Origin of the sequence: Paenibacillus radicibacter, assembly GCF_024721995.1 — a bacterium.
Classification (GTDB): Bacteria; Bacillota; Bacilli; order Paenibacillales; family NBRC-103111; genus Paenibacillus_AM; species Paenibacillus_AM radicibacter.
Genome location: NZ_JANQBC010000010.1, coordinates 243,913 through 257,899, shown reverse-complemented (window position 1 = coordinate 257,899; position 13,987 = coordinate 243,913). Strand labels below are relative to the sequence as shown.

The window sequence follows — 13,987 nt, the reverse complement described above, 5'->3', positions numbered from 1 at the left end:
ATCTGTTAAAAAGATGATAGCAATTCCTTAAGTTCTGAAACCACAACATGCTGATAAGAGGTATCCTCACCATAAGCACGGATCATTTCCTGACGTACAGCAAGCATTTTCTCTTGAAAATCCGGTGCCTCGCGGTCAGGATCCGTTGCCTTGAATGCTGTCATAATCGCCTGAACATATGCAGGACGAGGTCCCCATTTACCGAGAACAAATCCGCCAGTATCTGCGAAAATAACGACTGGAATCCCTTTACCTTCGAATTCTTTCATCAAGTCTTCATGCTCTTCTTTGATGAACACTTCCACAGGAATGCCGCTCTTCGCTAAAGCACGGAAAACAACTGGAATATTGCGCACAACATCCCCGCACCAATCTGCAGCAATAATTAAGCAACGTACATCATCTCGATCACTCAGCGATTCGAAAAACTGTTCATCCGCTTCGGATTGCCATGCAAACTGCTCATACCACGCGATAAACTGCTCCTGATTCTTCGTCATTCCTTCTTGGAACTGCTGAGGAGAAATTCCTTTGCCAAGCTTGGCTGCAACAAGGTTACTCATTGATCCTGCCTCCTATAACGAATTAGATATTCATTAATAAGTGTTATGCTTTTTTTTTGCGCATCAGGATTTTAATTAAGAAGTACAAGGCTGTTAATCCGATTGCACCAACAAGAATTGGTTTTACGTATGGACCCGCAATGGTATTAATGCTCTCCCAATTGCTTCCTAACGTCTTACCTAAGTAAACGAATAGAATTGTCCATGGAATAACTGCTAATGTTGTTAACGTGATGAATCTTGCATGCGACATCTTCGCAAGTCCGGCTGGAATTGAAATTGCATGACGCACAATGGGGATAAACCGAGCGGTAAAGATCATGCCTGTCCCATATTTGTTAAACCATTTCTCCGACATATCAATATGATGACTATTAATAAATACGTATTTACCATACTTCTCAAGCAACGGTCTACCACCGTACCGGCTTGCCCAATAAATGAAGAGCTGCGCAAAAACCCCGCCAATTGTTCCAAAAATAACGGCTCCAACAAATGAGATGCTGCCATTGTAGACCAAGTAACCTGCAAAAGAAAGAATGATTTCACTTGGGATTACTTCGATCATAAGTCCAATCATGACACCCCAGTATCCGAGACCTTCTAAAAACAAAAGTATGGACGAGATAATTTCACTGATCATGGTTTTCCTACTTTCCTAGCTTTTTTCACAATGCTTATTCTATCATACTCGTCCTTAACTAACAAAAAGAACGTCCCCTCTAGAAAAGATTGGACGTTCTCGTTAAAAACAATTATTATCCGTTCATTTCAACAATGACAGGAAGTGTTTGACGTACATATTCTTGAATCTCATCTGCAGTTTCCATGTCAAGCACAGTAGCAGCGATACGCTTCGCTTCTTCATGTGTAATCTTGCTCATCAGAACACGAGCAGGAAGTACAGAGCCTGCGCTCATGGAGAACTCGTCTAAGCCAAGACCAAGAAGTACTGGAATAGCTGTTAAGTTACCAGCCATCTCACCACACATACCTACCCACTTGCCTTCTTTATGCGCATTGTCGATAACCATGCGAATTAAACGAAGTACGGATGGGTTCATTGGTTGTGTCAAATGAGATACTTTCTCGTTCATACGGTCAGCTGCCATCGTGTATTGAACAAGATCGTTCGTTCCGATACTGAAGAAGTCAACTTCTTTCGCTAATTGATCAGAAACAATTACTGCCGCTGGAATCTCAATCATGATACCAACTTCCATGTCCTTGTTGTATGCAATGCCTTTCTCATCGAACTCAGCTTGAACTTCAGCTAAGATCTTGTTCGCAGCACGCAATTCCTGAACCGTTGCGATCATTGGGTACATCATTTTCACGTTACCAAATGCACTTGCACGTAAAATCGCGCGAAGTTGTGTCTTGAACATCTCCACTTCATCCAGGCACAGACGAATTGCACGATATCCAAGGAACGGGTTCATTTCTTTTGGAAGCTCAAGGTAATCCAACTCTTTGTCGCCGCCGATGTCTAGTGTACGAATCACGATTGGGTGATCGCCGCCGAACGTCTCAGCCACTTCTTTGTAAGCTTTAAATTGCTCTTCTTCCGATGGGAAGTCTGGGCGACCCATGTATAGGAATTCCGTACGGAATAGACCGATACCTTCCGCACCATTGCGGTGTGCACCAAGGGCATCACCTGGGTTACCGATGTTCGCAACAAGTTCAACTTGGTGACCATCAGCCGTTTTTGTAGCGGAGTTCAGATATTTCTTGTACTCAGCTTTTTGCTCTTCGTACTTCACTTGCTTTTCTTTGTAAAGTGCGATTTGCTCTTCTGTTGGGTTTACGAATACTTCACCTGTTAGCCCATCAAGGATTACATAATCCCCAGAATTTACTTGGGAAGTTACATTCTTAAGACCAACAACTGCTGGAATTTCCATCGAACGTGCCATAATCGCGGAGTGCGATGTACGACCCCCAATGTTCGTAGCAAAACCAGCTACACGATCACGGTCTAGTTGCGCTGTGTCAGACGGTGTTAAGTCATCTGCAATCAGAACAACTGGCTCTTCGAAATCGTTAAGTGATGCTTGCTTCGCGCCTGTAAGCAGACCCATAACACGCTTGCTTACGTCGCGGAAGTCAGCCGCACGTTCTTTCATATATTCGTTATCCATGGACTCGAAGAATTCAACGAGCTCAACTGTAACGTCATGAAGCGCAGCTTCTGCATTCAATTTATCTTGATCAATCACTTCACGAATGCGGCCAACGAATTCTTCGTCATGTAGCACCAGAATGTGTGTCTCAAAAATTTCTGCGTGCTCATCGCCCATTTTCTCACGAGTCTGCTCTTGAATCACTTTCAATTGTTCAATGGCTTCGTTTACTTTTCCATTAAAACGTTGAACCTCGGCTGGAGTTTGGTGAGGCAATAATGTCTTGCGCTCTACTTCAACCTTCTGATCCTGCATTACAAATGCGGGCCCGATTGAAAAACCAGGTGCTGCTGCAATTCCTTGCAAATTCATCAGTTCATCTCCCCGCTAATCTTATTCAAATACGTGCTCTACAACTTCACCAACAGCTTGAAGCGCTTCTGCTTCGCCGTCTCCATCTGTGATTACTGTCACTTGCTCGCCTTGTTTAAGACCAAGTTTCAACAAACCAACCATGCTTTTCGCGCTTACGCGAGTACCGTCAGCTTTTTCAAGCTCAACTTTGCAAGCGTAGATGCTTGCTTTCTTCAAGATTGCACCTGCTGGTCTAGCGTGAATACCTGTAGGGTTTTGGACTGTGAATTGTTGTTGTAACATGTTTCTTCCACTCCTTAAAATAATTTTCGGGTCTTTCCCGATATGTCTTAAAATTAATGGATCAAGCCATGTAATATCAGAGCGATCAGATCGTCCCAACTATTACATGGCTTAATTATTTTATAATAAAAATGGGGTGTGGTTCAAATTACAGTTTTTTCATCTCGTCTTTAATCATTTCGGACTGTGTACCGAAGATGACTTGAACTGCACCAGAACCAAGCTTCATAATGCCTGCAGCGCCCATTTTCTTAAGCTCAGCTTCATTCACCTGCGTATCGTCTTTAAGCACAAGACGAAGGCGTGTAATACAAGCATCAAGGCCTGTAATGTTATCCTTACCACCAAGAAGTTCTGTGATTTTCACAGCTTTATCGTGTAGGGAAGATTTCGCGTTTGTAGTAGAACCTGCGCCTTCTTCAACTGCTTCATCATCTTCACGACCAGGTGTCTTCAGGTTTAGCTTCACAATAAGTACGCGGAATAGAACGTAGTATACAACTGCGAATGCAAGACCTACTGGGATAAGAAGTAGTGGCTTCGTTGCTAATGGATAGTTCAATGCGTAGTCGATGAAACCAGCAGAGAAACCAAATCCAAGTCTAACTCCAAGCTCGATCATGATGAATGAAGAAATACCCATCAAGATCGCATGTGTTACGAACAATACTGGAGCCAAGAACATGAATGCAAATTCAATCGGCTCTGTAATACCTGTTAAGAAAGATGCAATTGCAAGACCAACGAATACGGATGCAACTTCTTTACGCTTAGCAGGTTTTGCTGTATGAATAATCGCTAGTGCTGCTGCTGGAAGACCGAACATCATAACTGGGAAGAAACCTGTCATGAATAGTCCAGCTGATTTGTCACCTGCGAAGAAGCGGTGCAAGTCACCATGAACAACAACGTTCTTCACTGCATCTGTAAAGTCACCAATTTGGAACCAAGCAATTGCGTTGATAACGTGGTGTAAACCAAATGGAATTAACAAACGGTTCGCTACACCGAAAATAGCAGATCCTGTCGCGCCAAGAGAAACTACCCAAGCACCGAATTGATCAAGTCCTTGTTGTACTGGACCCCAAATCATACCGAACAAAATACCAACTAATACCATCGTAACGGATGTAACAATTGGTACGAAACGCTTACCACCGAAGAATCCAAGCCAATCTGGCATCTTAATGTTATGGTATTTATTATAAAGAGCTGCTGCAACACCACCGGCTAATAGACCGCCAAGTACACCCATGTTCAATTTCACGTCATCGCCAATAAAGTCGAATGCCGCTGGTACTTTAGCAAGTACTTGTAAGAGAACTAGATGTGCGATAACCGCTGCGAGTACCGCAACTGCATCGCCGGCAAGACCGATCGCAACACCGACTGCGAAGATAAGTGGCAAGTTATCAAAGATGGCATTACCACCAGCAAATAGGAACGGTGCAATGTATTGGTTGATAAAGCTACCAACCGCACCCATATGGAACTCATTTACGTAATCAATCGCACCAAAGCGAAGCAAGATCGCTGCTGCCGGCAAGGATGCAACAGGAAGCATTAAAGACTTACCAATTTTTTGTAAGAATGCTAACATGTTAAGAAACCTCCAAGTTGTATCTAAGATGTTGTCTCAGATGTAATCTAAATTAGATGTCATTTCACTTGAACTTCAAGCAATTTACCTTCACCTTTTGTTACAGCACCTGTTGAAGAAGTAAGTTTGTCTACAACTTCAGCGTTAGCCATAATAACTGGTGTAATAACCGGATAACCTGCTTGTTTAATCGCTTCGATGTCGAACTCGATTAGTGGTTGTCCCAACTTAACTGTATCGCCTGTTTTTACTAGCGGGTTAAAGTGCTGACCCTTCAGGTTTACAGTGTTAACACCAATGTGGATTAGAATTTCAACACCAGAATCATGTCCGATGACGCAAGCATGATACGAATCGATCATGTGGGCAACAACACCATCACATGGGGATACAAGTACACCTTGCGTAGGTTCAACTGCAACACCATCACCCATGAATCCTTGCGCGAATGCTGGATCTGGTACTTCAGATAGTGGTACTGATGTTCCTGTTAGTGGGGAAGCAATTGTAACGACTTTCTTTTTCTTGAAAAACATAGTAAGCAACTCCTTTTGTCTTACAGCTACTATGCCTTATTTTGAACGCAAAAAAGGCATGAGCTGTGTGAAAATAAGAAAGTAAGAAGACTCTCTTGTCTCACTTAGCTCATGCCTAGATTTAACTAGTCGCACGCTAAATAATACAAATTGATTATAAACCAACCGAGTCTCTCATGTCAACACTTTTGGCAGATATGTATCAGGAGGATACACGAATTCATTATCTTGGTGGTTCTAACATGTTATTGCTGTTAGCTTAACCACCTTGATCTAACTTATTCTTACTGTCCATGATTATGTCGATATGAAAGTCTCATTATGATTTCAAATTAGGATTGAGACTTTGGATCGTACTGCTGGAATAGACGATATAAATGCATGACGATATAACCAATCTCATCTTCTGGAACAGGTAGTTCCAGGCGCTCACCCAGAATAGCTGATACTTTCTTCGCAAGCACATACTCTTCGGGTAAGGACTCTTTGAGTTGATTCACGAATGGGTTCTTAGATACTTTACCTGTCTTAAGTCGTTCGATCGCAAATCTCAGGTGCGTAATAAGACGTACATAGTCAATACTGTCGCGCGGGATATGAATATCCTTCGCTTCCTCAATAGCGGACACTAACTCCTGAATGAGATGCGTGTCTTTTACGATATTGCCTAGTGATACATGACATACTGCAGACTGAATGTGCATCGCGAGGAAACCGACCTCTGGCTCGGGCACGTCGATACTAAAAGCTTGTGCAATCATGTCAGCCGCTTTCTGTGCGATCTCATATTCTTTATGATGAAGGGTTTGGATTTCAAAAATAAAAGGATTTACGATCTCCATCTCACTCTTTAAGCGATGAAGCGCAAATTGAATATGACTTGGCAGTGCAAAGAAGACTTGATCATTCAGATCCGTGTCAAATTCTTTGCTAATCATCGAGATGATATCTTGGGATACATCAAGTACCTCTCTGTCGATCTGATCGAACATCGATTGGTAACGATCTGTTTCCTGCTGATCATCGAGCATATATTTTTTTTCAATGCGTGGATCATCGGATGCCAGTTCAGCTCCTGCTTTTACACCAAAGCCAAGTCCTTTACCTGTCAGAATAATTTCTGTTCCGGGCTGATCCCCCTGCACTTGCACCACATTGTTGCTAATTACGCGTTGAATTGTGTAAGCGCTTGAATCGTTCATGTCACTACCTCACCTTTTCTAAAGGTCATCTGCTTATTCGAAAAATCATTGTATTATAACTCTTTAATTCGAGTCAATTCAAAAATATTGTCAACCATTTACCAACCCGCATACATATGTTGGTAGAAGGGAGACGATGCGTGATGAACTCTAAAAATCCTGAGAAACATAAGACGCAAGCTCCTAATTTACGACAAATTCGTCGAGCTTGCAATAAAGAATTATACAGAACTGCAAAAAGAATTGGGCACTATATCGCACCAGAAAAAATCGAAGAAGCTGAGAAGCTCTATTACAAGCAAGTGCTCTCCCATTTGCCCTTTATCGTAGAGAATAGTTCCAATCGCAAGGAACTTGCAAATTGGTGGGAAACGAATGTCGCTCCCGATATCGCTGCAATATGGGAAGTCGAGGTCGACGTGTTATCCCGTAAATTTCGTGAAGCATTCGGAGGATAACTTAAGCTATCCTTTCACTTTCCGGCAGGGGAGCCTCTTGGAGTTAGAAGGCTTCCCTGTAATATTTTAACCGAAATCAGTACAAGCTAAGCGCTATACATATTGGATAAAGGAGTTAAACATGAAGCGAAACTTTGTACGAATCGTTGCTGCTTGCTTGCTTTTATTTGCAATTCCGACCTTACTTGCGATGGATGCCCCTAGAGATCGTGCTTATTATGAAAAGCGTGGAGATATCGTGTGGGAAGTTCGCACAAACTCCAAAGTCATAGCCCTTACATTTGATGATGGTCCCGATCCTTTTCAAACCCCACAGATCCTTGATCTACTTAAACAATATGAAGCGAAAGCTACTTTCTTTGTGGTAGGTAATCGCGTAAATAAGTTCCCTGACATTCTCAAACGTGAAATTGCAGAAGGGCATGAAATTGCTAATCATACTTTTTACCATGCTTATTTCAATCAGAAGCAACCAGCATCCAAGATTGAACAAGAATTATTGCTTGCCCAAGAAGCGATTATGAAGATCTGCAACATTCGCCCAATCTTGTTCCGCCCGCCGGGTGGCTATTATAACGAAACACTTGTCAATACGGTTCGCAAGAATGGTTACAATATCGTGCTCTGGTCTTGGCATCAAGACCCGCAAGATTGGCGCTCCCCCGGTGTGGATTTTATCGTGAACAAAGTCCTGAATAATGCCCGTAATGGAGATATCGTACTGCTGCATGACCATGTGGAGAGAAGAGGAACAAATACAATTGAAGCTCTGAAAAAAATATTGCCTGAGCTGAAAAATAGAGGTTATCAGCTCGTAACGGTATCTGAACTTATGACTTACAAGGGGAAGTAGAACTACCCGGATGCCTATTAAATTTTACCTAGATCAGCAATTTGATCGGAGTTATAGATGGAACTCCCTTCCGTTTGCTGATCTGTCGCATGCAGCATTGCACTAGCGATGACAGCAGCATCAATGCTCCGATATTTGCGCATAGGACCTACAAGTAGAGGATTTAACACCTTCATAAGTATAACTGCGAAGGCTTCACCACTACGACGATCTTGTCGATTACCCGTTATCAAGGAAGGACGGAAAATATGGAGTGCAGGCAAGCCTAGTGCTTGCAACTGCTGCTCTAGCTCTCCTTTTACCCGAGAATAGAAAATTATTGATCTCGCATTAGCCCCCATTGCCGTAATGATTAGAAAACGCTGTGCACCTTGCTTTTTAGCAATTTGTGCGAGCTGCACGGGATAATCATAATCGACTAGTCGAAAAGCTTGCTGTGAACCCGCCTTCTTAATCGTTGTTCCTAAGCAGCAGAAGACGTCATCGCCGTTCATCATGAATTCATAGTCCGCGAGTTTGTTAAACTCGACCTCTCGCTGCTCCAACTTCGGATGAGTAAGAGATATCGGTTTACGCACAAGCATGACCACGCGAGAATAAGCCTTACTTTCAAGTGCCTGTTTCACTAGCTCAGTTCCGACTACTCCTGTACCTCCCACAATCCATGCGGTTCTTCCCATGTCTTGCCCCCTTGCTTGTTGTATAACCTCGTATATAGTCCATCTTGCTCTAACAACTGTTCATGCGTGCCCCGCTCAACAATTCGTCCGTCTTCCACAACTAGTATTTGATCAGCTGCTAACACCGTCGATAGGCGATGAGCGATTACTAGCGTTGTGCGATCTTTCATTAAGTCCTGTAATGCAGCCTGTACATAGGACTCCGATTCCGAATCTAGATGGGATGTTGCCTCGTCTAAGATTAGAATACGTGGATTTTTCAGAATCGCTCTTGCAATCGCAATCCGCTGACGTTCCCCACCAGATAGACGATGTCCCCGCTCCCCAACCATGGTATTAAGGCCACTAGACAGCCCTTGAACAAAGTCGTAAATGTACGCCTTGCGACATGCTTCTTCCATCTCGGCATCCGTTGCATCTTCTTTTGCAAATCGCAAATTATCCCGAAGAGTCGCATGAAATAGAAACGATTCCTGTGTAACATAAGCCATCTGCTCACGCAAAGACTCCAGTGTCACATCGGTAATCTTCTGTCCGTCGATCGTAATGGTTCCTTCTGTTGGATCATACAAGCGACCAATCATGCTAATGAGCGTCGATTTACCAGCACCACTTGGTCCTACTAAAGCAACCATCTCACCGGCTTTAGCTGCAAATGAAATATCCTGCAACACATCGGCATCCTGCTGGTAAGCAAAACTTACATGCTCATAAGTGACATCTCCTCGGGTAGACTGCATCACAGCTGCATGTGGCTTCTCTGTTACTTCTGGGGACATATCTAAATATTCGAATATCCGTTTGAAAACGCCAAGTGATGTCGCCACTTCCACATGTAAATTAAGGAGTGTACCGAATGGTTGATATAATCTTGTTAAATAAGCTGTAAAAGCGACAATTGCACCAATTGACATCATATCGTGAATCACTGCATAGCCACCGTAAATATAAATGATCGCTGTACCAAGTGGACCGAGGACGCCAAGGAACATCATAAACCAACGTCCCATCAGATTAAGCTTTAGCTCCATGTCCATCACTTTCGTGTTCATTTGCTCAAAGCTTTGCTCTTGGCTCTTCTCTCTACCAAAAATGCGTGTCAGCATCGCACCTGAGATACCGAATATTTCCCCCAGCATAGAGGACATGTCTCCACGCACCTTCTGTGTTTCATTACGAAGTTGCTTGCGCATCGCGGAAACTTTGCGAACCGGAATCATAAATAAGGGAAGAACGATGACCGAGAGAATCGCAAGCCGCCAATCCATCCAGAACAAGATGCCAATCGTAGTGAAGACGATAACAATTTGTGTGATAGACGATACGACTACGCTCGTCACGACATTCTGCACAGCCTGAACATCATCGGTTACTCGCTGCACGACTTCACCTGATCTTGCTCCTGTAAAAAAGCTCATCGACTGCTGCTGCAAATTGCGAAACAATCCCTGACGTAAGTCTCGCATGACCCCTTGAGCGACTTTCGTATTCAAGTGATTCTGCCACACACCCAGCATCCCGCTAATAACCGGAATGCTGACCATAAGCAGCGCATACCAGAACAACTCTGTCATATTCTTATTTGGAATCGCTTCATCTATTATTCGTTGCATGATAAGGGGTGGTACTAAACCCATTACCGCGGCTGTTAACGCTAAGAACAAGATAAAATACAACATTCTGCTATACGATCGAAATAACGTCCATATTCTTCGTAGTGACACTTCCTTCAGTGTAGCCTTTTTCGAATAACCGATACGGTCACTTAAACCTCCTCGTGCTAATTCCCTCATGCTATTACCTCTCCCAGTCCTATATTCTCTTGTAATAGCCTTATTGTATTTGTGCTAGATGCGCTTTAACAGTCTGAATTTTCATGCTGTCAATCTCATCAAGCGATCCTTTTGCACCACGAACTCCTGATCCGAAATGGACTTCCTGCACACCCGTCTCTTGTATAAAAGTCTGCAAAGAATCGATGTTTAATCCACTACCCGCTAATATACGCACATGAGAGTCACGACTAAGTTTAACGAGACGTTTCATCCGTGGTACAGCATGCCGTACATTTGCCTGCCCCCCCGATGTAAGAATGCGATAAATCTGCGGATATTTCGATAATTGATCATATGCGGATTCTTGATCTTCGATTTCATCGAAAGCACGGTGGAATGTTACACCGATGTCTCCAGCTGCGCTCAAAAGTCGCTCTAGTGCGTAGTGATCGATTTGCCCATTAGTCGTTAATGTTCCAAGTACAACACCTACTCCAGATCGACCTACCTTGCGAATAGCCTCAATATCCCGCTCCATCACACGCAAATCATCAGCATCATAACAGAACGATCGACTGTGCGGTCGCACCATCACTTGAATCGGAATCGATACAGCATGCGCTGCTTCTTCAATTAATGCGATGCTAGGTGTAAGCCCACCCTCTGCAATTCCTGTAATTAGTTCAATGCGATCTGCACCGCTAGCTGCAATTTGTTTTACTTCGGACAATGTCGTCCCAATTACTTCAAGTAACATAACTCATCTACATCCTTTGCTTAAGTAAACTTCTATTGTTGTCACCATCTTACCAAACTTCACTCGGAACATACAAAAACATGCGGACAGGTCTTTGTATTCATTCCACGTTTTCGATACAATAATCTACAAGAATGGAAGAATACGAATATGGAGGTGTTCATCATGGACTTGCAAACCGCACTATCCAACTTGGAAAGCATGGGAACCGAGCAGAATCGCAAGACATTCACCAGGCACGGTGCTGGAAAAAACCTGTACGGTGTGAGCTTCGCCAATTTAAATAAACTTAAAAAATCGATTAAGGTCAATCAACCATTAGCTGAAGAATTGTGGGCAACGGGTAACGTTGATGCATGCATCCTTGCTGCTATGATTGCAGACCCGAAGTTGATTACCTCTGAGCAGTTAGACCATTGGATTCGCGACACTCAGTATTACTGTCTGATTGATGAATTTGCGAAACATGTTGTTTCACGGACTCTATTTGCGATGTCAAAAGTAGAGAAATGGACGACTTCCGAAGATGAGTGGATCGGACGTGCAGGCTGGCAAACACTCGCCTGTCTTGCACTTAGCAAACAACAGATTGAGGATGAGGTATTCGAGAAGTTTCTTATGATAATCCGTGATTCCATCCATCAACGTAAAAATCGTACACGTGAAGCGATGAATACCGCATTAATCGCAATTGGCGTACGAAATGAACATCTGGAGACGGTAGCCAAAGAAGCAGCACGCACAATTGGACAAGTTCATATTGATCATGGGGACACCTCTTGCAAAACTCCAGATGCGATTGCTTATATCGATAAGACGAATGCGAGGAAGAAGAAGTGAGGTGAACACCGGGCGAGTCACCAATTGACGAATAATGGGTAATCTCATATAATTTGAAGGGTAATTTAACTAACAATGAAGAGGTGGAAAGGTAATGGAAATATTATCAACTGTTCTTAGAAGAGATTTGCAATAAACGGGAGAAGTCTGCCCTTTTTGAAGCAATCTTGAGAACAGTCGATATGATTCCAAATCCTTATCTACTCTGCTTATACGTAGCAGGTAAGGTGTATTCGCCTTACCTGCTTTTTATATACAATTGGATATAACTTCATTTAGCTGTTCTCTCTGATGGCTTCTACTCACACCATCAAATCACAAGGAGAGAATCAAACTATGAGTATTCTAACGGTTACAAACCTTACCCATATGTTCGGTGACCAATTAACGTTCCAAGATATAAATTTTCGTTTATTAAAAGGGGAACATGCTGGTCTCGTCGGTGCCAACGGCGCAGGTAAATCCACCTTGTTCCGTCTGCTTGCAGGAAATCTGCTCCCTGACCAAGGAAAGATCGAATGGGCATCGAACGTTCAAGTAGGCTTTCTTGAACAGCATATGAAGCTGCAAGCGGGGATAACCGTCATGCAGTATTTACAGCGAGCTTTTCAAGATCTATATGACAAGGAACAACTGATGCACCAGATAGCAGACAAGATGGCCACTGCCGGAGATGATTTAGATACCCTATTACAGAAATACGGGGAGCTTCAAGCTATTCTCGATCATTCAGACTTTTACCAAATTCAAGCCAAAATCGAAGACGTGGTACGAGGTCTAGGTATGATGGAGATGGGACTTGCGACGGATGTGAGTACACTAAGCGGCGGCCAGAAGACCAAGCTTCTTCTTGCTAAGCTACTGTTAGAAGAGCCACATGTTCTTCTACTAGATGAGCCAACGAACTATTTGGACACTGTGCATATCGACTGGCTGACAGGTTACCTTCTCAAGTATCCTCATGCCTATCTTATCGTCTCGCATGACGAGCATTTTCTAAATGACATCCTAACTGTTACCTTCCATCTTGCACATCACACAATCAGACGCTATGTCGGCAACTATGCGCAATTTAAGAAGGAATACGCACTCAGTCAAGAGCAATTGCAAGCAACCTATACGAAACAAAACAAGGAAATTGCAAAGCTTGAGGCATTTATAGACATCAATCGCATACGTAAAGCCAAGCAAGCCAAAAGCCGACAGAAGGCGCTGGATAAAATAGTCAGAGTAGATAAGCGCATGGACACCCCTCAGCCGCGCTTTAAGTTTAACGCCCAAGGTAACAACGCCGGTGCAATCGTGTTCGAGGCGAAGCATTTGAAGGTTGGGTATAATAAGCCTCTATTCAAGCCCCTTACCCTTACTGTCAAAAGAGGCGATAAAATCGCTATTGTTGGTGAGAATGGTTCTGGTAAATCGACGCTTATCAAGACATTATTAAATAACCTGAAACCTTTAAGTGGGATATTAACAACGCGGGAATATGTAAAGGTCGCCTATTATCAGCAGGAAGATGTCGGTTCGAGTGAAACGCCGCTGAATAAAGTTTGGGCGCTGCGACCTGACTTAACACAGAAGGACATCAGACAAACGCTCGCCATGTCCGGTTTAACTTCTGAACACATTCGCAAACCCATTCATTCGCTAAGCGGTGGTGAACAAGCTAAAGTCCGGCTCGCTGAGCTTATGCTTACAGAGAGTAACCTATTAGTGCTGGATGAACCAACGAACCATCTTGATGTTCGCGCGAAACAGGCATTACGGCTAGCATTGCGAGACTATAAGGGGACGATTTTGCTCGTGTCTCACGAGCCGTCGTTCTATGAGGACTGGGTGACGGATGTCTGGTCGGTACAAGATTGGCGGTAGGGGCATATAATTGTCTTCTACATTCAAACAAAGGCTTTATCCAAGGCATGCCTTAGGATAAAGCCTTT

General features: G+C 43.3%; 14 protein-coding genes. 4 read left to right on the top strand and 10 right to left on the bottom strand.

Features of this window, described 5'->3' with window-relative positions:
• Window positions 1-5 precede the first annotated feature (5 nt).
• From NV379_RS18950 to NV379_RS18920, 7 genes are all read right to left on the bottom strand, one after another.
• Complete coding sequence (locus NV379_RS18950) at window positions 6-563, bottom strand: thioredoxin family protein (protein WP_258208909.1); 558 nt, start codon at window positions 561-563, stop codon at window positions 6-8.
• A 43-nt stretch (window positions 564-606) separates the two neighbouring features.
• Window positions 607-1,206 (bottom strand): undecaprenyl phosphate transporter UptA, encoded by a 600-nt coding sequence (gene uptA / locus NV379_RS18945; RefSeq protein WP_258208908.1) that lies wholly within the window; start codon window positions 1,204-1,206, stop codon window positions 607-609.
• 115 nt (window positions 1,207-1,321) lie between these two features.
• Window positions 1,322-3,061 (bottom strand): phosphoenolpyruvate--protein phosphotransferase, encoded by a 1,740-nt coding sequence (gene ptsP, locus NV379_RS18940; RefSeq protein WP_258208907.1) that lies wholly within the window; start codon window positions 3,059-3,061, stop codon window positions 1,322-1,324.
• 21 nt (window positions 3,062-3,082) lie between these two features.
• Complete coding sequence (locus NV379_RS18935; protein ID WP_258208906.1) at window positions 3,083-3,346, bottom strand: HPr family phosphocarrier protein; 264 nt, start codon at window positions 3,344-3,346, stop codon at window positions 3,083-3,085.
• Between the two features lie 148 nt (window positions 3,347-3,494).
• Entirely contained in the window at window positions 3,495-4,946 is a 1,452-nt protein-coding gene (gene nagE, locus NV379_RS18930; RefSeq protein ID WP_258208905.1) for an N-acetylglucosamine-specific PTS transporter subunit IIBC, read from the bottom strand.
• 59 nt (window positions 4,947-5,005) lie between these two features.
• Window positions 5,006-5,482 carry a PTS sugar transporter subunit IIA gene (locus NV379_RS18925; protein ID WP_258208904.1) on the bottom strand — a complete coding sequence of 159 codons (477 nt, stop codon included), beginning with the start codon at window positions 5,480-5,482 and terminating at the stop codon, window positions 5,006-5,008.
• A gap of 332 nt (window positions 5,483-5,814) precedes the next feature.
• Window positions 5,815-6,684, bottom strand: a complete 870-nt coding sequence (locus tag NV379_RS18920) for a BglG family transcription antiterminator (protein ID WP_258208903.1) — start codon at window positions 6,682-6,684, stop codon at window positions 5,815-5,817.
• A 143-nt stretch (window positions 6,685-6,827) separates the two neighbouring features.
• Here NV379_RS18920 and NV379_RS18915 point away from each other — a divergent pair, with 143 nt between their 5' ends.
• Complete coding sequence (locus NV379_RS18915; RefSeq protein WP_258208902.1) at window positions 6,828-7,142, top strand: dehydrogenase; 315 nt, start codon at window positions 6,828-6,830, stop codon at window positions 7,140-7,142.
• Between the two features lie 121 nt (window positions 7,143-7,263).
• On the top strand, window positions 7,264-7,995 hold the full coding sequence (locus tag NV379_RS18910; protein WP_258208901.1) for a polysaccharide deacetylase family protein: 732 nt from the start codon (window positions 7,264-7,266) through the stop codon (window positions 7,993-7,995).
• Window positions 7,996-8,012: 17 nt separating this feature from the next.
• Here NV379_RS18910 and NV379_RS18905 read toward each other — a convergent pair whose 3' ends face one another.
• From NV379_RS18905 to NV379_RS18895, 3 genes are read right to left on the bottom strand one after another with little or no spacing between them, the layout of a single operon-like run.
• Window positions 8,013-8,675 carry an oxidoreductase gene (locus NV379_RS18905; protein WP_258208900.1) on the bottom strand — a complete coding sequence of 221 codons (663 nt, stop codon included), beginning with the start codon at window positions 8,673-8,675 and terminating at the stop codon, window positions 8,013-8,015.
• On the bottom strand, window positions 8,636-10,468 hold the full coding sequence (locus NV379_RS18900) for an ABC transporter ATP-binding protein (RefSeq protein WP_258208899.1): 1,833 nt from the start codon (window positions 10,466-10,468) through the stop codon (window positions 8,636-8,638). Before NV379_RS18900 ends, NV379_RS18905 begins: the two co-directional genes overlap by 40 nt.
• Window positions 10,469-10,508: 40 nt before the next feature.
• The gene (locus NV379_RS18895; protein ID WP_258208898.1) at window positions 10,509-11,207 is read right to left on the bottom strand and encodes a copper homeostasis protein CutC; all 699 of its coding nucleotides are present in this window, start codon (window positions 11,205-11,207) and stop codon (window positions 10,509-10,511) included.
• 165 nt (window positions 11,208-11,372) lie between these two features.
• Here NV379_RS18895 and NV379_RS18890 point away from each other — a divergent pair, with 165 nt between their 5' ends.
• Window positions 11,373-12,047 carry a DNA alkylation repair protein gene (locus NV379_RS18890; RefSeq protein WP_258208897.1) on the top strand — a complete coding sequence of 225 codons (675 nt, stop codon included), beginning with the start codon at window positions 11,373-11,375 and terminating at the stop codon, window positions 12,045-12,047.
• A 336-nt stretch (window positions 12,048-12,383) separates the two neighbouring features.
• Window positions 12,384-13,919, top strand: coding sequence for an ABC-F family ATP-binding cassette domain-containing protein (locus tag NV379_RS18885; protein WP_258208896.1), 1,536 nt, complete (start codon window positions 12,384-12,386; stop codon window positions 13,917-13,919).
• Window positions 13,920-13,987: the final 68 nt, after the last annotated feature.